Source organism: Delftia sp. PE138 (genome assembly GCF_018320755.1).
Classification (GTDB): Bacteria; Pseudomonadota; Gammaproteobacteria; order Burkholderiales; family Burkholderiaceae_C; genus Comamonas; species Comamonas tsuruhatensis.
The window spans coordinates 695,669-717,147 of record NZ_JABEPN010000001.1 but is presented as its reverse complement, the minus strand read 5'-3'; the positions used below and the strand labels follow the sequence as shown (position 1 = coordinate 717,147).

27 protein-coding genes are annotated in these 21,479 nt (G+C 63.2%); all 27 read right to left on the bottom strand.

Translation table 11 applies throughout. The features are described from left to right. Positions 1-168 precede the first annotated feature (168 nt). Positions 169-438: an H-NS histone family protein gene (locus tag HFGMBDPB_RS03280; RefSeq protein WP_212644931.1), complete on the bottom strand. Its 270-nt coding sequence runs from the start codon at positions 436-438 to the stop codon at positions 169-171. Positions 439-1,152: 714 nt separating this feature from the next. Beyond that, entirely contained in the window at positions 1,153-1,428 is a 276-nt protein-coding gene (locus tag HFGMBDPB_RS03275; RefSeq protein WP_154835460.1) for a hypothetical protein, read from the bottom strand. Further along, on the bottom strand, positions 1,425-1,814 hold the full coding sequence (locus tag HFGMBDPB_RS03270) for a hypothetical protein (protein WP_212644930.1): 390 nt from the start codon (positions 1,812-1,814) through the stop codon (positions 1,425-1,427). Before HFGMBDPB_RS03270 ends, HFGMBDPB_RS03275 begins: the two co-directional genes overlap by 4 nt. Beyond that, entirely contained in the window at positions 1,811-2,059 is a 249-nt protein-coding gene (locus HFGMBDPB_RS03265) for a hypothetical protein (RefSeq protein ID WP_212644929.1), read from the bottom strand. The genes HFGMBDPB_RS03270 and HFGMBDPB_RS03265 overlap by 4 nt, the downstream gene beginning before the upstream one ends. Next, complete coding sequence (locus HFGMBDPB_RS03260; protein ID WP_212644928.1) at positions 2,056-2,634, bottom strand: glycoside hydrolase family protein; 579 nt, start codon at positions 2,632-2,634, stop codon at positions 2,056-2,058. The genes HFGMBDPB_RS03265 and HFGMBDPB_RS03260 overlap by 4 nt, the downstream gene beginning before the upstream one ends. Continuing rightward, positions 2,631-2,858 (bottom strand): hypothetical protein, encoded by a 228-nt coding sequence (locus tag HFGMBDPB_RS03255; protein ID WP_141829591.1) that lies wholly within the window; start codon positions 2,856-2,858, stop codon positions 2,631-2,633. Before HFGMBDPB_RS03255 ends, HFGMBDPB_RS03260 begins: the two co-directional genes overlap by 4 nt. A gap of 65 nt (positions 2,859-2,923) precedes the next feature. Continuing rightward, positions 2,924-3,436, bottom strand: a complete 513-nt coding sequence (locus HFGMBDPB_RS29615) for a hypothetical protein (RefSeq protein WP_249343336.1) — start codon at positions 3,434-3,436, stop codon at positions 2,924-2,926. Positions 3,437-3,446: 10 nt separating this feature from the next. After that, positions 3,447-4,148, bottom strand: coding sequence for a hypothetical protein (locus HFGMBDPB_RS30000; RefSeq protein WP_502757460.1), 702 nt, complete (start codon positions 4,146-4,148; stop codon positions 3,447-3,449). Then, positions 4,148-5,362, bottom strand: coding sequence for a hypothetical protein (locus HFGMBDPB_RS03245; RefSeq protein WP_212644927.1), 1,215 nt, complete (start codon positions 5,360-5,362; stop codon positions 4,148-4,150). Before HFGMBDPB_RS03245 ends, HFGMBDPB_RS30000 begins: the two co-directional genes overlap by 1 nt. Beyond that, positions 5,359-6,291, bottom strand: coding sequence for a hypothetical protein (locus tag HFGMBDPB_RS03240; RefSeq protein ID WP_212644926.1), 933 nt, complete (start codon positions 6,289-6,291; stop codon positions 5,359-5,361). Before HFGMBDPB_RS03240 ends, HFGMBDPB_RS03245 begins: the two co-directional genes overlap by 4 nt. Next, positions 6,288-8,405, bottom strand: a complete 2,118-nt coding sequence (locus HFGMBDPB_RS03235) for a hypothetical protein (RefSeq protein WP_212644925.1) — start codon at positions 8,403-8,405, stop codon at positions 6,288-6,290. The genes HFGMBDPB_RS03240 and HFGMBDPB_RS03235 overlap by 4 nt, the downstream gene beginning before the upstream one ends. 20 nt (positions 8,406-8,425) lie before the next feature. Further along, entirely contained in the window at positions 8,426-11,806 is a 3,381-nt protein-coding gene (locus tag HFGMBDPB_RS03230; protein ID WP_212644924.1) for a phage tail length tape measure family protein, read from the bottom strand. Positions 11,807-11,887: 81 nt separating this feature from the next. After that, positions 11,888-12,226, bottom strand: coding sequence for a hypothetical protein (locus HFGMBDPB_RS03225; protein WP_158528358.1), 339 nt, complete (start codon positions 12,224-12,226; stop codon positions 11,888-11,890). Positions 12,227-12,267: 41 nt separating this feature from the next. Then, the gene (locus HFGMBDPB_RS03220) at positions 12,268-12,579 is read right to left on the bottom strand and encodes a DUF1799 domain-containing protein (RefSeq protein ID WP_230590765.1); all 312 of its coding nucleotides are present in this window, start codon (positions 12,577-12,579) and stop codon (positions 12,268-12,270) included. After that, positions 12,576-13,019 carry a phage tail assembly chaperone gene (locus HFGMBDPB_RS03215; RefSeq protein ID WP_212644923.1) on the bottom strand — a complete coding sequence of 148 codons (444 nt, stop codon included), beginning with the start codon at positions 13,017-13,019 and terminating at the stop codon, positions 12,576-12,578. The genes HFGMBDPB_RS03220 and HFGMBDPB_RS03215 overlap by 4 nt, the downstream gene beginning before the upstream one ends. 103 nt (positions 13,020-13,122) lie before the next feature. Next, positions 13,123-13,779, bottom strand: a complete 657-nt coding sequence (locus HFGMBDPB_RS03210) for a phage tail tube protein (protein WP_212644922.1) — start codon at positions 13,777-13,779, stop codon at positions 13,123-13,125. 210 nt (positions 13,780-13,989) lie between these two features. Continuing rightward, positions 13,990-14,217, bottom strand: coding sequence for a hypothetical protein (locus HFGMBDPB_RS03205; protein ID WP_212644921.1), 228 nt, complete (start codon positions 14,215-14,217; stop codon positions 13,990-13,992). Between the two features lie 16 nt (positions 14,218-14,233). Next, on the bottom strand, positions 14,234-14,587 hold the full coding sequence (gene gp17, locus HFGMBDPB_RS03200) for a tail completion protein gp17 (protein ID WP_349305357.1): 354 nt from the start codon (positions 14,585-14,587) through the stop codon (positions 14,234-14,236). Beyond that, positions 14,577-15,173: an HK97 gp10 family phage protein gene (locus tag HFGMBDPB_RS03195; protein ID WP_212644920.1), complete on the bottom strand. Its 597-nt coding sequence runs from the start codon at positions 15,171-15,173 to the stop codon at positions 14,577-14,579. Before HFGMBDPB_RS03195 ends, gp17 begins: the two co-directional genes overlap by 11 nt. A 5-nt stretch (positions 15,174-15,178) precedes the next feature. Beyond that, complete coding sequence (locus HFGMBDPB_RS03190; RefSeq protein WP_212644919.1) at positions 15,179-15,436, bottom strand: hypothetical protein; 258 nt, start codon at positions 15,434-15,436, stop codon at positions 15,179-15,181. Further along, positions 15,433-15,768, bottom strand: a complete 336-nt coding sequence (locus tag HFGMBDPB_RS03185) for a phage head closure protein (protein WP_212644918.1) — start codon at positions 15,766-15,768, stop codon at positions 15,433-15,435. The genes HFGMBDPB_RS03190 and HFGMBDPB_RS03185 overlap by 4 nt, the downstream gene beginning before the upstream one ends. 1 nt (position 15,769) lies before the next feature. After that, positions 15,770-16,105 carry a head-tail connector protein gene (locus tag HFGMBDPB_RS03180; protein ID WP_212644917.1) on the bottom strand — a complete coding sequence of 112 codons (336 nt, stop codon included), beginning with the start codon at positions 16,103-16,105 and terminating at the stop codon, positions 15,770-15,772. Next, positions 16,102-16,341, bottom strand: a complete 240-nt coding sequence (locus HFGMBDPB_RS03175; RefSeq protein WP_212644916.1) for a hypothetical protein — start codon at positions 16,339-16,341, stop codon at positions 16,102-16,104. The genes HFGMBDPB_RS03180 and HFGMBDPB_RS03175 overlap by 4 nt, the downstream gene beginning before the upstream one ends. Positions 16,342-16,390: 49 nt before the next feature. Further along, positions 16,391-17,593, bottom strand: coding sequence for a phage major capsid protein (locus HFGMBDPB_RS03170; RefSeq protein ID WP_212644915.1), 1,203 nt, complete (start codon positions 17,591-17,593; stop codon positions 16,391-16,393). A gap of 11 nt (positions 17,594-17,604) precedes the next feature. Further along, positions 17,605-18,465 (bottom strand): head maturation protease, ClpP-related, encoded by an 861-nt coding sequence (locus tag HFGMBDPB_RS03165; RefSeq protein ID WP_212644914.1) that lies wholly within the window; start codon positions 18,463-18,465, stop codon positions 17,605-17,607. A gap of 3 nt (positions 18,466-18,468) precedes the next feature. Next, complete coding sequence (locus HFGMBDPB_RS03160) at positions 18,469-19,764, bottom strand: phage portal protein (protein ID WP_212644913.1); 1,296 nt, start codon at positions 19,762-19,764, stop codon at positions 18,469-18,471. Then, entirely contained in the window at positions 19,761-21,479 is a 1,719-nt protein-coding gene (locus HFGMBDPB_RS03155) for a terminase large subunit (protein ID WP_212644912.1), read from the bottom strand. Before HFGMBDPB_RS03155 ends, HFGMBDPB_RS03160 begins: the two co-directional genes overlap by 4 nt.

The window sequence follows — 21,479 nt, the reverse complement described above, 5'->3', positions numbered from 1 at the left end:
CCATATGGCTTATTTCCAAGCGTCCGCAAGCCTCATTTAGTGCTCACCGAACTATTGGAATGGCATCGTCCACCGAAGAAGCATCTCTGCCGATCACGCCCGACGCTCCCCAATGCACCAGAGACAGCTGGAGTGCTGGCGAGCGCATTTGAGGTCGCCTTCTCGCGCTCAAGCCTCAAACGGCTTGCGGTCACGTCCCTCAATCCAGCGAGGCGGACGCCCTCGGCCTGACCATGTCTGGCCAGTCTTGGGGTTGCGGTAGCGTGCGGTGTTTTGCCGCAACTGGTCGGCGGCAAACAAGTCGCCGCTCTCCAAGTGGTAATCACGTACAAGCTTACGAGCCGCTTGGATGGCCTGCGGCTTTCCGGCATCAAGCACGTTGATCGCAGCATCCAAGGCAACCTTCAGTTTGAGAAGAGCTTTGTACTTTTTTGGCATTTGGCACCTCACTAAGACCGCGCCCCCGATACGTGGGACCAGTACTGACCAGAAGTCTTTACGCCTTCACCATGCGCGTGCGCCCAGTAATGGGTTCTCTGCACTGATCTAGCACTTCTTCAGACGCGGCGCTTTTTGACAGCCACCTCCAAGCGCTCGAAAAAAACGCTCTCGTCCGCCAGCCTAATAACGGCTAGGCGATTGCACTGCACTGCTCTCATTTTGTTCAAAAGTTGCTCACGCACAGACGCGGCCCCACGCCAGATGGCCGACAGCGCAGCCCTCGTTATCTCAAACTCGCCGCAAGAGGGGCAGAAATAGTGACGCTGAGAGCCGCCATCCAGCAGATATGCTCTGGACCGCTCTTGACAGAGCGGGCACAGCGACCAAATACACAAAAGCATGAACCCACTTTGAACTGTGCACTGTGTCGGTGCATCAGTAAAAATCCCTAGGGCTCCGTCCCCAAGGCGACATTTCGGAAACGCCACACCTTCCCAAACCAAGTGGGGAAGCTTCCCACTGGAGCATCCGTGGAGAGACAGAGACAGGGAGAGGTATGGAGAAGAGGATAACAGCCAGGCCGTGAGCGTACACCTGGATTCCCGCCCCTCGAAGAGACGCTGGAATATCAGGAGCGCCGCCAGCGATGAGCGGCGATCGAAATGCTCTACGCTCGCGCGTCAATGGGATAGCTTGGGCCAACGTCCGGCATCAGCGCGGCGTCAGCGGCACCGTGCAGGTCAGCAAGGCGGCCAGCAGCCGCACTTCGTAGCCTTCGCGGCGGTCGATCTCGGCCAGGGCGGCGCGCAGCAATTCGAAGGGGTCGGCATCGTCGGCCAGGGCTTCCGTGGGCATGGCAGGCCTGTCCGGCACCGGCTCGCGGCACTCCACGGGCACAGGCACCTTGACCTCCTGGATCTCGACACGCGGCACGGATCCGCAGCCGGCCAGGGCCAGCGTGCCCAGCAGCATCAGCGTGCGCATCATGGCTTGGCCCTCCCCTTGAGCCAGTCGCTGCCCAGGGTCTGCAGGCTCGCGCAGCTGTCGCCGGGGGCGGCAGGAGCCGTGGCCAGGGTGTAGTCGGCGCGGGCATTGAGTACCTGGGCTTGGCCAGCGGCGGCAGCACGGGCCGGCGCCGCCTCGGCAGCACGCTGCGCGGCCACGGCGCCCAGGGCCTCGGTCGCATCGCTGCAGGCCTGCGCTCCCTTGAGCGCTCCGTCGCGCTGCTGCTGCATGCTCACCAAGTCAGCGCGTGCTGTGGCCGCATCGTCTCGGGCGGAAAGCCAGGCCCAGCCCAGCAAGGCATTGCCTGCCAAGCTGCCCAGCAGCAGAGCGAGGCAGGCCGCAAGCACTTTCGGAGTGAGCGACATCATGGGTTCCCCTCGCAGGTATATCCATTGCGACGCTGGGCTGCGCAAGCGGATTGCTCCGCGCGCTCGCGGGCCTCGGGCACGCCGCAGCGCTCCAGCACCTTCCCGGCGCTGACATACCAGGCCGGCGCCATCTCGGCCTCGGCCGCAGCGATTTCGACCACACGGCAGGCCTGGTGCACTGCGCCCGTAGGGACCACGGTGCAGCCGGCCAGGACCGCCGCTGCTCCGATCAGAAGAGATTTCATTGGGCCTCCATGCATGCGGCGTGCCGCGCCTGTTGACGGGTCCAGACGCCTCGACAGACGCGGTTGCCAGGCGTGCTGCAGTCGTAGCGCCAGCGCTTCGGGTGGCCTGCCGCGTCCCATTGGTAGGCGGCGTAGCCCTGCAAGGGCTGGGCGCTGGTCATGTAGCGATAGGCCAGGTAGGCCTGGCAAGCGCCGGCATAGTCGCCAGCCCGCGTGCGCGTCAGCATCGAGGAGCCGCGCCAAGCCCCGCAGCCGTACTGGCCAGCGAAGTCCACGGCCTGGGCAAACTCGACTTGGTGCACCAGCGTGTCGCCCAGCGAATCACGCACGCAGGCGCCGTACTGCTGCTCCAGCAGGTTGATGGCGAGTTCGCGCGCCCGTTCGCGGGTGATGGGCGGGTCGGCCAGGGTCACGCGTGTGCCGTCCTCGTAGCGCGTGGCGCCGTGGCCGATGGTGGGCACATCGCCCTGCACGGGAATGATGGGCGCCGCGCTGAAGCCTTCTGCAGCAATCCAGGCCGCGAGTATGGCCGCGCCAATGCCCAGGCCCGCCGCTGGCACTCGGTTGTTGTTCATAGCGCCCCCATATCTGTTTCGCCGGCATCCGCCAGCCAGCCGCCCTTTTGTCGCTCTTCGCGCCACCATTTGCGCAGCAGGTACAGGCCCTGAATCGCGATGTAGATCCCGGTCGCGATGGCCACCCATTCATTCAGCGTCAGCGTGGATGCCGCGGCACCTGCGACTGCCGGCGCGGCCTTCGCGGCCTCGATTGCTGCTTGCACTCGGCTCTCATTGCTCATGTATTGCCCCTCCTCGTTGGGCATGAAAAAACCCGCCGTAGCGGGTTGGGGTTGGTCTGGATGGATCAGAGCGTCACAGCCAGCGCGAAGGCCTCATCGAGCGACTGCGGCGTCCCGCCAAGCTGCGCCCAGAGCTGCTGCAGGAACGGGTTCGCGCGCTCCCAGGTGTCCGCCTCGTACTCGATCTGAGCCTCGCGCTTCTGCACGGGGTCCGTGATCGCCGCGATGGCGGCCTCGGCATCGTCCAGCACTCCATGGGTAAGCAGTGCAAGCTGCCCCTGACGCCGCGTGCAGGACTTGGGGATCAGCGCGGCTGCCGCCTCTTCACGCAGACGCTGCAACTCGGCCAGCTCATCGGCGGATAGCGGCACCACAGACCACTGCTGCCGCCAAACGCCGTCGACCTGCACGGGCTCGATCTCGACGGGCTTTTGCGTGTCCGCGTCGTAGCTTGGCGTGCCTGTCAGCTCTACGAGCGCATAGCATTCAAAATGGTGCGCCATCATTGTCAGCGGATGACGCTCCTGTATTTCCACGACGCTCAGCGGATATTCACCAGTTTCTATATTGATGTACATGAATCCTCCTTTAAGCCACATTCCCAAGCCTGGTGCCGTTGGAAAGCCAGGTCACTAGTGAGTTACCTACGATATATCGTCCGGCTGCCATGCCGGCCGCTGGGCCTGATGAGGATGTCTTGCGCACAGTGCCTGAATAGCTGCCGTATGCGCCCTGAACGCCCGCACCACCAATGGGTCCACCAGCACCTCCAGAACCGCCATAGGCAGTAGGGGGGGTATCTGGTGCAAATACTGGCCCCGAATAGGTTGCGGAGCTGCCTGCCTGACCGCTGGCAGCTGCAAGCATTGTCACGGTGCCAGACGCACTGAATCCTGCACCTTGACCTCCGTTGCCCCCCCAGCCTGAAGTTGCGGAATCATTGACGTTGTACCAAACGTCAACTGTTTGACCTGTACCCCCTTGGCCACCTCCACCGAATATCGTACCGTTGTTGATAATCTTTATACGGGAAGTCGTTGTTATCGCGTCACCGCTGTTGACTACCCCACCGATACGTCCATTGTTTATGATGGTTAGCGTGTCGTGCGGGACATTAGCAACAGCAATGTTTAGTGACGCAACGTCAACACCGGAATTGATAATCACGGTTAATGCAGAAGTACCGTTCCATCCCGCTGCAAGTGCAAGGGTCCGTATATTGGGGCTTCTGACACTTGCAGATATTACAAGGGTTGTTGCAACTCTCGCAGACCTTAGCCAGAACGACATCATTGATGCACCCCTCCTATAAAGCAGTCCCAAGCATTTACACGTCCGTAGAAAAAGGTGAGCGTGACAATCTGGCCTGCAGCATACGTGGGCAGGCTTTGGCCCACCGGAAGATATGCATTGGACGATAGAGTTATTGGCCTGACTCCCCCGTTGCTGAGTATTCTTAGGGTTACTTGGTCTCCGAGTTGTCGGCCTTGCGCTGGCAGATTAAATGTCACAGGACCATTGATGGACACATAGTGCACACTACCCTGCGCAGGGTCTACGGCGTATGTGGTGGTCCCCGCAGCCACTGTGATCACTACTTCTCTCTCCATTACCGTGCGATCCGTAATCATGCGGGACCAAGGACTCCAAGCTGCATCATGCAGCGTGCGAACAAACATTGCCCCGGAATTCTCGGCATTGCCGGAAAATGCCTGAGAGGCGATCTGTGTAACGCGCCCACTCTGACCGAAAGGGATAACGTCCCATGCATTGACGCTCGGGTGCCCAGGCGGCCAGTCAGACCCAACGCCTGTGGCAGAAATGTAGGCAGCCCACTGATTTAAAGGTGATGCACTCATCAGTGCCGTTTGGTCATAAACAGTGGCGGTCCTGGAAGTAACCTCGCTTGCGCGCGGCGCCTGGTTGCCAGTCGCTCCGGCTGGCACATTGATAGGCCCTGTAAACGTGCCGCCTGTGGTCGGCATGTAGACGCCGGTGATGTCACCCCAGGCCAGTTGCCATGCCACGCCATCCCACCACCAGCCGCGTTTGGTGATCGCAGCATTGGCGCCTGTGTTGGTGTACAGGGCGCCGGCCTGGAGCGGGTTGCCCATGTTGTCGGTGGTAGGGTGGCTGGCAATCGCCTTGGAGCCCAGGTACAAGACCTGCATCGCCGTGAGCGCGGCTGTGGCCGTGCTGGCGTGCGTGCCAGCGAGCGTTGCGCTTCCAGACGCAGCCGTCGCCGATGCCTGGGCCGCATTGCGGTAGCCCATGGCCGCGTCGGCTTGAGTGGTGGCAGTGCTTGCTGCAGCCTGAGCTGTCTGCGCATATTCCTGCGCAGCGATGGCGCAAGTCCGGCACGCCACGGCAATCTCGCGCATCCGTGACACTGCAGGCGGCACGCTCGTCGCATACGCATAGGCCTCGTTGTTGAAATTGGTGCTGCCGAGCGCCGGATAGGGCGAGATCGGCAGCACGTCCGGGATCGTGACGATATCGGTCATACGTTGCCTTTGATTTGGATTTCTGCGCGGGCGGTTGGGCCACCCGAGGAGCGGACGGTGCCCGTGACTTTCCCGATGGTTGCCAGGTGGGAGAACTTGGCCAGCTTTGAGACTTCGACTGCCACAACCTTGCCGGCGATCTGCGTCAGCAGCGAATCGATCAGCGGCGCCTGGTCGGCTGCCACCACGACGGACAGGCTGATGTTCTTGGCCTTGCGGCCTTCGATGTCCTCATACGTACCGTCCGCGTTGTCCTTGGTGTAGCCATAGTCCTTGGTCGTGACCTCGGCGCCATCCTCGACCGCGCTGATGCCGCCTGAGGGAGCCAGCAGCGTCTTGTGGTTGCCCACACTGATGTATCCGACCGCCGCCTCGGCCGTAGCCTCTGAGCGGCGCACCGTGATCTTGATGCGCTGATCAGGGTGCAATGGGATGCCCCTCAGGACGTAGTGATCGCCGCGCTGAAGGTCGCCGAAGAGGTACTCCCATTCGCCGTATGCCTGCTGCCACAGGTCAGCGTTGATGGGCGGAATCAGGTTTGCCCCGCCAGGGCCGGCCGTGATGGTGATGCTGAGCGAGTCGCCCTCCAGCCCGTACAGAGCCAAGCCATCGGCGAACACTCCCTTAAGCTCATAGGTCAGCGTCTGGACGGCTCGCGCCTTTGTGAACAGGTATTGATCGAACGGGCACCAGCGATTCGTCGGCTCTTTGAGGAGCCACTCGGCCGGCATTTTGTCCGGCGTTGTCGCGGTGCCCGTGTGATCTTTCACGCACTGATAGATCTTCCTTTCATACACGCGGCGGTCGCCCACCTTGTAGTTTCCGGACCCGACCCATGCCACTTCGCCCCGGGCTGCATCAAGCTCGGGAATCGACGTGTCAGGGCCGAACGAATCCGTAGTTATCGCTTTCGGCAAAAGAATGTTCATGCCTGCACCATCCTCAATGCGCCCGACTCCGCAACGGTGTCGAACTGGTCAGCCATTTGCGGCATGCCTGCGGTGTTGCGCTCCAACGCGGCGATCTGCCCGCGCATCAGCCGGTTTTCGGCGACCAGCTGCTCCACCAGCGACTCCAGGCGCGAATTGCCGCCTGCGCCGCTGAGCAGTGCTTGCGTCTGGGCAGAGGACCAGTAGCGCGCCGGCCCCGTGACCTCAAGCTCTGGGCCGCGCTCGCCGACGAGGCGCACACCTCCGGAATGCAGCCCGCCGCCAGCGAACGCGGGCACGCCGACAGCGGCGCCAGCCTTGCGCCAGTCCGACTCAAAGAACCCCGACAGGGTGGAAAGATCGGCCATCGTGCCGCCCGCCGCTTTCACCGCGAGCAGCAACCCGCGCACATCCTCAGTGCCATCGAAGGAGTGGTAGATGGGCGACAGCCGGTCCAGCTTTTCAATCAGCTGCTTATCGATGACGGGCTCATACCAGACGTCGCTTCCGTAGATGCGCACCTGCTTGTATTTGCTGTCAGCCGGCTTTGAGCCGCTGCTGTCGCCAGGCAGCGATCCGCCGAAATCCGGGCCGCCGCCATTGCCACCGCCAGCCGCTGGCCCAGGCTCGGAACCTGGCACAAGCAGTGCGCGCAGCATCTGGATCGCACGCTCAACGCTGAGCGTGGCATCGATCTGCGAAGCGTTGCCGCTCAACAGGTCGCGCCAATACTGCAGGGTCTTGTCGAGCTGGGTGATTTGCTCCTGTGCCGCCTTGAGCTGTCGCTCTTCGACGCTCAGCTGCGTCTCACCCCGCTCTGCAAGCTCAGCGAGTTGCCCCGCCACAACAAGCGTGTCGCGGTCCCTCTCGAACTGCGTTGCATACCCCTTCGACTCAATGCCGCCACGGGCCGCCCCAATGGCATCAGTGAGGCCCTCGAAGCTGGAGACCTTGGCCCCACTACGCACGCCCGCAAGCGCGCGCTCGATGTAGACCATGCCCTGTGCAGCAAGCATCTGCTGCGTGTCGTCAACCGCGCCGTACAGGTCACGCGCATTCGATTTCAGCGACGCCAAAGCACTGGAGAGGCTTTGCACTGCAGCTTGCGACGCAGAGGCAATGTCGCTCCAGTAGCTGCGCTCACGGCTGACTGCCGCCTCGAAGTTCGCCAACGCGGCATCTTTGGCTTTCTGAGCCGCCTCAGCCGCAGCGCGCGCCGCCTCCTGGGTTGCAGTGCGCTCGTCTTCAAGAGCCCAAATGCGCTCCTGGATGGCGCGATTGCTCGGGTCCAGGGCGGCCAGCTCGCGGCGGCGCAATTCAGCGGTGTCGCCGTTGAGTTCAAGCCAGCGCTTTTCCAGCGATGCGTACTGGTCCTTTGCGGCAATCTCTGCTCGCAATGCCTCGTTGTAGTCCCACGCGGCGCGCTCAGCCTCGCTCATGCCCTCCGTTGCCAGCTTCCGCAGCGCTGCCTTGTACTCATCGGTCTGCCCCGTCGCGCGCAGCAATTCGGCTTCGAGTTGCACACGATCAGCCGACAGGCTTGCAAGCACGGCTCCAGCTGCATCAGCGACAGTTCCAAAAACGCCGGCCAGGGCCAGCAGCTTGGCCGCCAGCTCGTTGTTGCCGCTTGCCAGCGCGTCTTCTATGAGCTTGCGGAACTGATCCTTCGCCGCTTTGCCGGCTGCAGGGTCGATCTGGACGCCCAAGCCCTTGAGCTGCTCCATGACCTGCCGCTGCAGAATCGCGGCGCGCTCCTGCTCGGAATAGAACCCAGCGTAGAACGCATTCACATTGCCGGCCAGGGTCTCGATGCCGTTGCTGAACTTCAGCAGCTCGGTCTGCGCCTTGGCGGACAAATCGGCAAAGCCGGTGACGCTGGTAGCCCAGCCCTTGAAGACCGTGTCGATGACAGCGATCTTCTGGATCGCGGCGTTCAACCCCTCGACTGTCACGTCGTCGCCCAGGGCATCCAGCTCTTCCCTCATCCAGCCGGGTATGTCCCCCTTCTTGATCTCGTTGACCAACTCGCCGCCCATATCGGCCACAAACTGTGCCCACGCCTTCTGCGGGTCTGTGCCAAGGTCGCCATCGCGCTTGATGTACTCCTTGAGCACCTCTCCCGTGACCTTATCGATCAGCTTGAAATAGCCGTAGCTATCCTCGTCGCCATACTTGGGGTTTGTGGCGAAGCCGGCAACGATTCGATATCTTTGGCCTTGCCACCAGTGAAGCCAGAGAGATACTTGTAGACCTCTGCGAGTGCGTCAACAGTCTTACCCAGTTGCTTACCCAGTTCCGGGCTATTGCGCTTTGTGAGATCGTCATACCAATCCCCGCCCGCGCGGCCGAAAAGCATCTCTGCGGCCTTGTCATTGCCGACACCTGTGGTGCTATATGCGGCGCCAACATGGTTGGCACCTCGGCTGCCGAACATGTCTCCCGTGAGCAGCGAGAGCACAGCAATAGCCGCACCAAGGTAGGGCAGAGCCGCGCCCAGAGCCTGCATGCCGCCCGCGAACAGTTCACCGCCCATCATCATCTCGATGCCGCCAGAGAAGGCTGGCATGCCGCCCATGAGGCCCGCTCCGAAGTTCGTGCCTGCGAACAGGCCGCTCTCGCCCAGCAGGCCCAGGCCGGGGATGCCCCCGCCAAAGCCGCCGCCTGAGCCCCCCGTGCCGCCTACGCCTCCCAGGCCACCGCCGCCACCACCCTGAACGCCGATGAGCGATGCGACCACCTGGACCACAAACGGCCGCAGGAACATCTTGTAGATCTGGTCCGCCACGGTCGTCTTGAACGTGGTTGTCAGGCTCTTCGTGAAGCTGTCCCAGCCGTCGCGCCCGTTGTTGAGCATGTCGGCGAAGCCCTTGCGGAAGATCTCGTCGTACTGCTCAACCTGCTTGTTGACGTACTCCTCCTGGATGCGCAGCAGCGAGGTCTGGGTGTTGATCTCGGCTTTCTCGCGGGCCTTCTGGCGCAGCGTCTCCCGCTGCTTTTCGTTCTCGTTCTGGTCATCGCTGTAGATGGTGCGGTTGATCTCCGCCAGCTCCTTGGCGAGCTCCAGCTCGATGCGACGCTGCGCGATGATCTTCTTGCGCTGCACCTCATCAGCCCCAAGCAGCGACAGGCCCTCTTTCTGGATGGCCAGCTCATCCTTCGATGTCTGCAGCGACTTCGTGAGACGGTCGTCCATCTGCTTGTAGTCGGCCTGCTGCAGAGCGGCCGTGTAGCGCTTCTGGGCGGCGATCTTGGCCTCCAGGCTGGCGATGTACTTCGGGTCGAAGCTGTCGCTGCCCTGGGCCTCGGCCATCTGCTGCTCAAGCGTGGCGAGCGTCATTCGCTCGATCTCCGTGCGCCCCTTCCCGAACACGGCGTTGGCAGCCTCCTGCTCGCGCGCACGGTCGGTGATCGAATCAGCGGCCTTGAAGTTGCCAGCGATGAGGGCTTCTTGGGCCTTCATCGACTTCTCCAGGCCGTCATTGCTGCGCAGCTGCACGCCCAGAGCATCGGCCAGGGCCTTCGCTTCCTCCAGCTTGGCGCGGGTCTTCGCGTTCGTGGCTTTCTCGATCTGGGCCGACAGCTTGAGCGACTCGCGCTCACCGGCATTGAGTTGAGTGGCGGCTATGCCGATACTCAAGAGCTGGTCGTGATACTCCTTGGCGGCGGCTAGTTGCCCGATCAGATTTGCCAGCTGATTCTCGGAAATGGTGATCCCACCGCCTGCGGCCTTCTCGGTAAACCTTTTATTGATGCCCGCGACAGTCTTGTCGTAATCGGACTCCAGCTTTGCCAGCTTGGAGCCCAGCTCCGGAGAGTTTGCTAGCGCCTTCTTGGTCTTTTCGACAGCATCGTTGTAGAGGTTCTGTGCAACGGTCAGCTCCTGCTTGCGCTTGACCTCCTTCGAGGCAAACTGACCGGCAACCTGATCGAATGCCTGCATGGCATCCACGTAGTCCTTGCTTGCGACCTGCTCCGCAGCCTTTTTCTGGCCAGCCGCGATGCCATCCCGCAGGCTCTTCTCCTGGGCGCGCAGATCCTCGACGGCGGCGCGGCGGCGCTCCTCCTCTGCCTTGCTTGCGCGGCTGCCACCGAAGGCCGCACGCTCAGCATTCGCGAGTTGGCGTTCTGCCGCCTGCAGGTCGCTCTGGACCGAGGCGAGCTTCTGCTCGGCAGTGCCTTCGCGGCCAATATCGAGGATGGCATCCCATGCCTTCTTGGCAGCGTTCTTGACCTTGTTCCAACCGGCCTCGATGTAGCCCAGGTTCTGGACCATTTCGGCGCGTCGGCTCGACATGGCATCTGCATAGGCCTTCTGAGCGATGGCGGCTGCCTCTGCCGTTTTGCCCTGCTTGTCCAGGGCCTTGATCTGGTCATAGACGCTGGCCGTGAGGTGGTTCATTTCCTCATTCAGGGCGAGCGAGGCCTTGAGCGGATCCTTCGCCAACTCGGCAAACTGCTTGGCCGTGTCCTTGACCGCCTGGCCTGTGGCCTTCTCCCACTGGATGGCGACAGTCGTGAATTCCTGGAGGCTGTCAGCGCCGACCTTGCTGTCCCTGGCCATCTCAGCCAGCCCTGCAGCAGCGACTCCTTGTGTGCCCACGACGCCAGCCATTGCGCGGGCCATGGTGTTGAGCTGGTCTACCGTGACGCCGGCTTGGTTGCCAGTGAGCAGGATGGACTTGCGGAACGCATCCGATTCCTTGCTGCCCTGGTAGTAGGCGAGGCCCAAAATCGCCACGGCAGCGCCAGCGGCAGTGAGGGGGTTCACCAAGCCGGCGACATACGACGCCAGGGCGCGCGCGGCAGCGCCAGCACCGCCAAACATGTCCTTCATCTGACCGCCCTGCTGCAGCAAAACAGTCAGGGGAGCTTGACCAGCCTGCAAGCTCACGATGATGTCGGTGAACTGTGCGGGGACCATTCGCATCGCGGCAGCGGTCTGCGCGGCCGACATGCCCACCTTGCCCATGCCAGCTTCTGTCTCGCGCAGCTTGGCGATGTACGGGGCCGCCTGGCTGGCGACACCCAGCTGCGCAGCCTGCAGCTCCAGCAGCTCGGATTTTGTCTTTCCCAGGGCCTGGGTCTGCGAGCGCAGGGATTCGAGGAAAGAGCTCTGACCCGCTTCCTTGGCTTGCTGTGCCTTGAACGATGCGAGCGCCTCCTCGGCCTCGCGCAGCTTGGCGACCAGCGGGTTCAACTTGGTCGCATCAAGGCCGCGCATCTCGATCTTCTGCTCGAAGGCGCGCGACAGGCTTTCGCCGGCCTGGGTGGCAATCCTGGCCTTCTCTGTGGCGCGGGTCAGCGCCTGGGCCATGGCGCTTTCGGCCCGGCCCATCTTCTGGGCGGCTTCATCGGCGCCATCGCCGATCCCCTTCACGCCCTTGGCGGCCTGCTCACCAGACTTGGCGACCGATGCTGCCATGTCAGCAGCGCCTGTCTTGATGTTCTGAAAGGTGGTCTTGGTGTCGTCTTCCGCAGAAACCACGAAGCCAAACTTGCGGTTTTGTTCTTCCATCACACCCCCAAACAAAAAGGCCCGCCGAAGCGAGCCTTTTAAACACCCGTACCTAACGGGATCTAGATATTTCCGATGCGATCACAATCCGAAGTGCTCGCACATCCTATTTGAACTATCGTTTTCAACAGATGAAATAGAGTACATCGGCTTCCCCTTTTCAATCTCCGCGACAAGCCCGTAGAATCTGCCGAAGCCAGAATACGCCCCGTATCCATTCTTTGCATTAACGGATCCGCAAATATTCCATATCTTCGGGTTATTCGTAGGGCTGTATGTAATGTCTTTTATTTTTGCACTATCTGCATCCTTAAGCTTCTCCTCCAGCCCAGCCCTTAACGCCTTTTCATTGTATTTTGGTGGCTTTGCGATAGGGGCGGCAATAGCCGCAGAGCTAGCTATTGCCAATACCAAAAACATTTGACGCATAACACCTCCTTTAAAAGGCGCATGCTACCGCATCACCTTTTCTGCGGGATGTTGACCACAGCCATCTCCATCCGCCGCACGTCTGCGAAGAGTTCATCCCAGAGCTCCTGGTCACCCTGTGCCACGCGGTCAAGCAGCGGATAGACCGCCTCATACCGCAGGCCGATGCGCCCGCCGCCGCCCATCCCCACCACCCAGGCCCATTGCGTCTGCAGGCCGACGAACAGCGCCAGAGGCTCGGCGTTCTCGGGCCAGGCCTCCACTGGGTCTTCCCAGTAGTCTTCTGGCTCGCAGCCTTCTGCGACCTCCGGGTCGGGGGTGAAATAGGCGACGGTGGCGCTCAGGAGTTTTTTACGCGGCCATCCACCAGGGCGGCACGGTAGGCGTCCCAGAACGCGGCGGCGGCGTTGGGCTCTTCATCGAACAACTGCAGCAGAGAGGCCTTGTCGAGTTCGATGTCCAGATCCCAGCCAGCCAGGTACTGGAGGGTGCGCTCGACGCTGAATTCCAGGCCGCTGTCGGCCAGGCCAGCGAAGCTGAATTTCTCGCCGTTTGCGGGTTGCGGGATCTTGGCGTCGGACACCTTGTCCCACAGCTCGCCGAATTCACGGCGCGTGCGGTACTTGAACTGGCAGACCATCTCATGGACTTCGCCGGTCACGCGCACGAAAGAGACGTCGGCAGTGATGGTCTCGGGGCGGGCGCCGAAGATGAATGCGGGGGGCTTCTGCTTGCCGGCTTGGTCTGCGGCATTGGAAACAGCGGTCTTGGATTGAGCGGCCATGGAGTGATCCTTTCAGCGGATGGAGAAGTAAAAAGCCCGCGCCCGACTGCCCGCCTCCGCTGAAAGAGACGAAACAGCCGGGCCGGTGCATGGGGTTGACGCCTTAGCTGGCGTAGCGGGTGGAGCGGCCCTTGCCCGAGAAATCGGCCTTCACGCGGTTGACCTGGCCGTCCTGCATCAGCACTTCATCGTTGAGCGCCACGGTGCATGCCAGATACGACGTGGCGCCGTTCTTCATGGTGAGGCGCTGGATCGTGTCGGCGCCGCTGGCGGACAGATCTTCCAGAGCCGTGTAGCCCGGGGTCTCGATGGCATCAGCATCGATTTCCAGCGAGCGCGAGACCGGACTGAAACCGTCGTTGATTTCCTGCTCGTTCTCGCTCTCCAGGTAGCGGTACGTGACCTTCTTGGGATCGCCGCCGCTGGTGTTGTTGGACAGGATCTGCACCACGTCAACCCAGGTCAGCGCCTTCTGGAACGAGCCAGCGCCGCCGCCAGGGGTGAACAGGTTGGTGTTGATGGTGTTGGCCTTGCGGCCCTCCAGGGTGAACGTGTCCGGGGTCGGGATGGCTTTCACGCGGAACACAAGGCCGTTCAGACGACCCCAGCCGGACAGAACGATCACGATGTTGCCGACGGCCAGGCCATGGCCCGCCGCCGTGCAGACCGCCTCGGTCGCGTTGGTGATAGCTGTGATGGGCACCTTGGCGCCGATGGAAGTGGCCACGGCGATGCGCGAGCCGGTAGGGAGAGATGCCATGTTGTGGCCCTTTCAAAGAAAAAGGCCCCAGAGGGGCCGGTTTCTGCGAGGCGTCATGGCTGCGAGTCCCTATCGGGAGTGGCAGGCCTGCGAGGCAGGTTGGAGAAAACGTTCAGTGAGAGGCGCGGCTTTCGAGCCACTTCTCCCAGGCCGTGATGGCGCCCTTGGCGAGGCGAATCAGCGTGCGGTGAAGTTCTGTGGTTGCTGTGCTCATTGGGTTTCCCTGGAGACGAAATCCTTGTCTCCCATCACGATTACGAGGTTCATGGGGACAGGTCGCTGATAGACAAGCTCCCCACCAGGCAACGCTGCAACGGGGTCCGGAACCGCCGCGCTGGCCGAGTAATAGACGAGCTGGTCCCGGGCCTCCACCCTGTCAGCCAGCTTGCGCAGGTTCTCAGCTAGGCGCTTGTTCGACTCCACTGTCTTGTTGTCCATGGGTGCTCCTGTCGGGCTATCTGGCGCCCAGAATGGAAAAGGTCTGCAGGTAGCCAGAGACGACTTCTGCGTCGTCATAGGCCCCAATGGGGTCGCCGTGGGGGCGTGCCGTGAACGCTGCAGCAGCGCAGAGCCGCTCTTCGATGCGCTGGATCAGCGCAAAGGCCTGCTGCGGCGTGGCTGCCCAGGTGTTGATCTGGATGAGCGGCTTGCGCTTGTCGGCCGGCGCGTTGTCCGTGTAGCGCAGCACGTCGCCGCCGATGTGCTGCCAGGTCACGTAAGGCATGGTCGTACCGTAGGGAGCGGTGCCCACTACGACGCGCGGGCACTCGGCCAGCAGCTCGGCCATCAGGTCAGATTCAAGCGCCACCGTAGGCCCCCTTCTCGAACAGCCGCCGCCAGAGCTCAGCCTCAGCAGCCTTCTGGGCCTCGGCCAGCGAACTCTCCGCGCTGCGAATGAACGCCTTGCCAGGCACCTGAATCGGAGTCGGCAACGTCACGTAGTACGCATCTTTCTGCGCCTGGCTGGCGCGCCGGCCAGGCGGCTTCTTGCCATCCATTCCGGGCCGCACCATTGGTCGCACTCGGCCGTCGTTGCCCCGGTAGTAGCGGTATCGCTGCAGGTAGCCCCATTCGACTAGGTGGCCGTGGGGCGCAGTGCGGTGGTTCCAGCTGACGTGGTACTCCGCGCGCTGCCCTTCGACCGACTTCTCAGGGCTGAAGGCCTGATAGATCGAGCGCTCCAGATTGCCCGTGGAGCGGCCGAGCGCCCGCACATTGATCTTTACCCGTTCGTACAGCACCTGGGCCGCAGCCTGGGCCACAGGGCGCACAGCAGCATCAACATCGGCGCCAAGGTCAGCCAGCAGGCTGTCGAGGCCATCGAGATCCACAGCAATGCCGAACGTTTTGTTCCCCTGCAGGGCCTGCTTGCGCAGATCGCGCCGGCTGGCCATGGCCGTCAGCCCTTGAACGGCACAGCGTCGGCACGCGCGGCGCGGGCCTCGGCCACACGCTCGGGATCCGCGTCCATCCAGCTGGCATTGGCGGTGGCCACCTCGGCCGGCACGTCCTCGATCAGCAGGCCGGCGTCGTAGCCGTAGGGACCGATGGTGCCGGGCCTGGTGGTCAGCACGGCGCGCGGCCCGCCGTCGTCGGCCGGCGCTTCCTGGGCAGCGCGCGCCGCCCGGGGTGCGCGTGGGGTCCGTGGTTTGGTCATTGGGTCAGTCCTTTCGTGAGCTCGCACACCAGGTCGATGTACTCGCGGGTCGGCCCAGGCAGCACCGCCTTGAGCTCGTAGACGTTGCCGTCGAACAGCACGCGCATGCCTGCGTCCAAGCCAGAGCGGCGGCGGATGCGGATGCTCGCGCGGACGATGGACACTTCGGCGTCGGCCTTGATCGTGCCCAGGCCAGACTTGTGCTGCACGTTGGCGGCGATGCGGCCCGGGGAGATGTTTTCCCAGCCTTCAGGCAGCGGAGTGCCCCATTCATCCGCACCGCCTGTCTTGCGCTGGATGTGGATGCGGTCCTTGAGAGTGCCGGCCTGCATGTCACACCCCCAGGCCGACCCGATGCGGGTACAGCAGCGAATGCGCGCCCATCGGCAGCTTGTTGGCGGCCGTGGAGACAACATCCTCCCGGTTGGCGTAAAGGTGCCCGAGGATGAGCAGGATCGCAGCCCGCACAGCGGGATTGATCACCATGGGCATGGCCTCCTCCGGCTCACCAGCAGCATCGAGATCCGCCTGCGTGCCGTAGACGTTCCGGTTCAGGAAGTCGCTGGCCGCCGTCTCGGCCGCGCCGATGTAGAGCTCGATCAGAGCATCCTCATCATCGGCATCGACACGCAGGTGCAGCTTTGCCGTCGGCAGGTCGATGAGGCTCACTTCTTACCCCGCGTCGGCTTCGGGGCGGCTGCAGGCACCTGGTCAGCAGCGCCAGCGTCTGCCGCCTTGGGCTGATCGACCTCGGCAGGCTGCTGCACGTCGTCGGGCTGCTCCTGGGTCACCGAATCGGGCACCTGGTCAGCAGCGCCAGCGTCAATCAGCTGACGGCCCCGGCTGCTGTCCATGCGAGCGACCATGCCGGCGCGCGGGTCCGGCTTTTTGAACTTGATGAGCATGGCTTTCTCCTGGTGGAGATGGGCAGGCCCGCCGAAGCGGGCCCAGCCATCAGGTGATGTTGCCGAAGTCGCCGTAGATGAAGGCTTCGGGGCGATACACGGCCAGGGCCAAGCGCTCTTCGGCCAGGACAGTGACCAGGTTCTTCACGAAGTCGTCTTCGTTCTCGGTGGCCACCTCGACACGCGCCTGCCAGCGGTCGAACAGCTGCGCTCCCAGCTTGAAGGCGCCGGCCAGGAACTTGTCCACCGTGATGGCCTGGGTGGTGACCACCGGGCGGTTCCACAGAGAGGCGCCGATAATGCCCTGCGGGTTGCCGATGATGTAGCGGCCCGTGGTGTCCTTCAGCAGCTCGATGCGCGCCCAGTCGATGGGGTTCATCACCACACCCGTGGACGGGAACTCGGCCAGCTCAGCCTGCAGGAATGCCAGACGGATGTTGTCGATGTTCGTCTCGGTGCCAGCAGGATCGAAGGGCGCGGAAAACGCCGTGGCCTGCGGGATGATGCCCAGCAGGTTCTGGCCCGTGCCGTCGCCGTTCAGCAGCTGCTGCTCTTCCTTGAAGGCCAGGCCGTAGCGCAGGCGGCCGTCGATCAGGCTGGCCAGTTGCGAGGCGTCGCTCAGGATCTGGCGCGAAGCCTTCATGTAGTGTGCGATCACCTTGGCCGTCGTGCTCACCAGGTCGAACTTCAGGCTCGACTCTGGCTTCTTGGCGCCCTCGGCGACCATGCCTGCGTTGTTCGTGAAGCCCGTTTCCTTCACGTATTCCAGCGCGTTGCCGTCCATGTTGCCGGGGGTGATCAGGTCACGCACGGTCATGCGGCGCTGCGGCAGCGCCTGCACACCCGGCAGGCGCGTGGTCTGCACCAGATCGCCGGCAGAGCCATCCGCATCGGTGGTCAGGCTGGTGATGGCTGCGTTCACCGTCATGTCGCATCGACCACGAGGGCCAGCGAGACCTGCATTCCCGACCCAGTTCTTGAAGCTTTCGTTGCGCACGAACTGCTGGCCCAGCGACTGGTGTTGCACGTCACCGCCCGCGCCGTTGGCCTCCAGCTTCGCCAGCACCTGCTGCGCGCCCTGCAGGTTGGCCTGCAGCTCTCCCTGCTTGAGCAGCAGGTCATCGACCTGGCGGCGGGTTTCCGCACTGAGTTCCGCGTTCTTCGCGGCCGACTCGGCGTGCGTCTTGAGCTGATCGCCCACCGTCTTCAGGCTGGCGTTGATCTGCTTGATGTCGTCATCGATTTGAGGCATGGGATGCCCTTTCAAAGGAGGATAGAGGTGAGGGATGCGGCCAGAGCCGCCGTACTGCTGATGTCGGCCTCAGGGCCGCGCTCGGCGGGATCTCCCTCGCCGCTGCCAGCGGGATCACCCACGCTGGACTTGAAATCGCTGATGAGGCGCATTGCCTCGCTCTTGGGCATGCCACTGTTGCGCAATGCCGCCTCCAGACGACGCACAGCGGAGGCGCTGGCGTTTCCGCCGCCTTTGCCCACCTGGTCGGAGGCCAGCAGCTCGTCTGCGAAGCCCTGCTCCACGGCCGCCGCGCCGCCGATCCAGGACTCGGAGTCCATGAGCTTGGCGATGGCCTTGGCCTCCAGGCCCGTGCGAGACGCGTAGATGTCGCCCATGGCGGCATCGAAGGGCTCCAGCCAGGCGGCCAGCTCGCGCAGGTCGTTGCGGTTGCCCATGGCGACAACCCAAGCGTTGTGAATCATCAGGAAGCCGGCGCGGGCAATCTGCACCGTGTCACCAGCCATCGCGATCACCGAGCCTGCCGAAGCGGCCAGCCCCAGGACCTTGACGTTCACCTCACCTTCGTGCTCGCGCAGGAGGTTGTAGATGGCCAGGCCCTCGAACATGTCGCCGCCTGGGCTGTTGATGTTGACGGTCACCGGGCCTTTGCCCAGGCTGCGCAGTGCGCCGGCAACGCGCTTGGCTGTGACGCCCTCGCCCGTCCAGGGGTCGTAGCCGATGGCGTCATAGATGCTGATGGAGCGTTCTTCGTCGCGATCAGCTGCGCGAACCTCGGGACTCCAGCGCTCCAGAGCGCGCGGGAGGATTTCGCTGCGCAGGCTAGCGCTCGGCCGACCCATCGGGGCCACCGGCAAGTTCTTCATGCTCATGGTTCAGCCTTTCTGCGGCTCTTCGTTGAAGCCCAGGAACGCGCGGAACGCGGCCCGGGCCTGGTTTGCTTGGTCTGCGCCGCCCTCCTGGCCCAGGGCGTCAAGGGTCGTCATGGCCGACTGGACCGTCAGCACAGCGGCGTTGCCGCCCATCGGCTCCCGGTCTTCCAGTTCGCGCACTTCGTCGCGGGTCAGAATCCCGTTGTTGACCATCGCGGCATAGAACGCGGCGCGGCCTGCGCTGTCGGCGCGCAAGAGGCCCTCCACGGCGAACTTGGGGTAGAAGCGCGTGCGCTCGGCCGGCGTCATCAAGTCCTTGCTGATGGACTGCTCAATGCGCCGCAGCCACGGCCCCAGCGTGAATGTCAGGAAGCCGATCATTTGCTGCTCGATGCCGGTCCCCCAACTGGTGGACTTCTCTGTATGCCCGACCATCCAGGGCGGGACACGGAACCAGCGGCAGATCGACTCCACGGAGAACGCCCGCGACTCCAGGAGCTGTGCATCAACTGGGTTGATGCCGACAGTCCCGACATCCGTTCCGCCCTCCAGCACCGGCGCCTCGCCGCGCTCCACCGAACCCTGGATCTCGGCCTTGAACATCCGCCGCTGCTCCGGCTTCAGGAATGCGGCCACCTTGTAGTAGACCGTGGGCAGCATGCCATTGCGGAAGGTCTTCGCGGCCGAGCGCTCGGCGGCCATCGCCGAGCCGAACACCTTGGCGCCGTATGCGATCACCGACACGCCGGTTTCGCCATCGAGCGTGAATCCTGGCACGTTCCAGATCCGCGATGCCGGGATCTCCCGGGGCGTGCCGTCGGCTCGCGGGTACTGGTAGATCTTTCGGCCATTGATGTCGCGGGTGATGACCAGCTTGTTCGGGTCCAGGAAGGCCAGGCCCACCAGCTGCGTGCCGACATAGAGCTTTTCCGCACGCCCGTTCCCTCGCAACAGCATCGAGGCCACCAGTGCCTCCCAGAACACCGATGCGGTCGAGTCCGCGTTCGGCTGATCGTGGATGATGAAGTGCAGCGGGTGATGGCTTGCCAGGCGCTTGCCTGCCGAGGTCTTCTCATGGATCGACAGTGGCAGCGTGGCAATGGTCTCGGAGATGAGGCGCACGCAGCTCCAAACTGCATCCACCTGCATCACCGCCTTGGGAGTGACATCCACCCCCGCCTCGCTGTCCATCACGCGATCCGTATACAGGTCCTTGTCGCGCAAGCTGAAGGAGCGCACCCAGCCGTCGATGGCCGCGCGCACGCGGCCGACAAGGCCTGTGTTCGTTCGATTTTTCATGCCTTGCCCGTCCGTATTGGGTCGCTCAACCAGTCATCCAAGCCACCCATGGCCTCGGGATTGAGAGACATCAGTTGCACCGCGTTGAACAGCGCCATCAGCGGATCGATCTTCGCGGCGCCCGTTCCCGAGCTGCTGGCCTGCTTGGTAATCAACATGGCGTTGCCCTTGGGCTCCACCTTCGCATTGCTCACGCACCAGGCCATGAGCGGCTGGCCGCAGTGCTTGAGCACACCCTCGGCCAGCTTGCGCTCGGCCGTCTTGATGGCGCCACCCAGCTTCCAGCCCTGGCTGATGCCGATGATCTTGTCCTGCGGTACGCCGGCCGCCACCAGGGCTTCCAGCACGCCACCAACGCCAGCCGGGTCGATGCCCACCCGATCCAGCAGCCCAGCCTGCTCGACCTCGGCCACGATGGAGGCCAACTCCTCCATGTCATCGCCGATGCGCTCGACCAGCACCAGGTCGCCATCCTTCACGAAGTCCAGCAGCCGCGGCGCAATCTCCTTGCGGCGCTCCAGCACCGAGGGATGAGCCCAAGCCCTGCACCACGCGAGCCAGCGGCCAGTCTCCTTGCAGCGCCCCACCAGCGCGAAGCCCAGCAAGTCGTCCAGGCCGCCGCCGTCGATGCCGGTCGTGATGACCTCGCAGCGCTGCAGCAGCTCCGCCAGCGTCACGCGCTCCACAGCGCCAGCCCAGAAGTCGGCGCCGGCCCAGCGGTCGGCCCGCAGATTCATGCCGATCTCGACATTCAGGTGCTTGGCCAGGAAACGCTGGAAGCCGCCATCTCGCTCCGGCGCGCGCTTGCTCATCTCGTCCTGCAGCCACTCCAGGCTCACCGAGCGCCCCATGTTGGGGTTGGTGATGTAGAAGTTCTCGCTGAGCAGGTAGGCCTTGCTCTCCAGCATGGCCTTGGGGAATTCATACAGGATGCCCAGCACCTTCGGGTTGTGGACGATGCCGTCGCGCACATCTCGCCAGTAGTCGAGCTTCTTCTTGAACTCCCCTGCCGGAGCATCGTCGGACTGCGTGGTCAAGAAGATCACCCAGCCCTCTTCCCGCGACACTTGGCCGCCCAGGGCCTCCTGGAACATCGCACTGGCATTGGCCCGCTTGCCGAACAACCAGAGCTCATCCACCAGCACCCGACCGGCCTTCTTGCCCGACACCGTGTCCGTGTCGGCGGCCACCACCTTCAAGGTGTTGCGGTTCACGCGGTGCGTGATCGTGCGGATGTGGTCCTGGATGTGGAACAGCGCCGACAGCTCCTCATCGGCACGGACCATGCTGGCCGCAGGCTTGAACGAGTTGTCCGCAACCTCTTTTGTGGGAGCCAGGATCAGATGTTCCTCGTCCTCGCGCCAGCAAAGGATCAGCGCGGTCAGCATGATGCCGGCCGCGATGGTCGATTTCGTGTTCTTCTTGCTGATCAGCAGGCCGTACTCCCGGATCAGCTGCTGGCCTGTTTCAGCGTCGTAGGCGCCGAAGATGGCGCGAACGAAGTCGAAAACCCACTCCTCGCTGCATTCACCGAAAGTCGGAGGGCGCCATTGCCCCATCTCGTCGTCCCACACCTTCGCCAGGTCCACCACCTTCAACTCTTTGAAGATGGCCAGGGCTTGCTCGGCCTGGTCCCGGAAGATCGGCGGCGGAATGATGGACTTCCGCTGCACCAACCTTTCTTCCCAGTCGATGCATGCGGTCGTCCAGTCCAT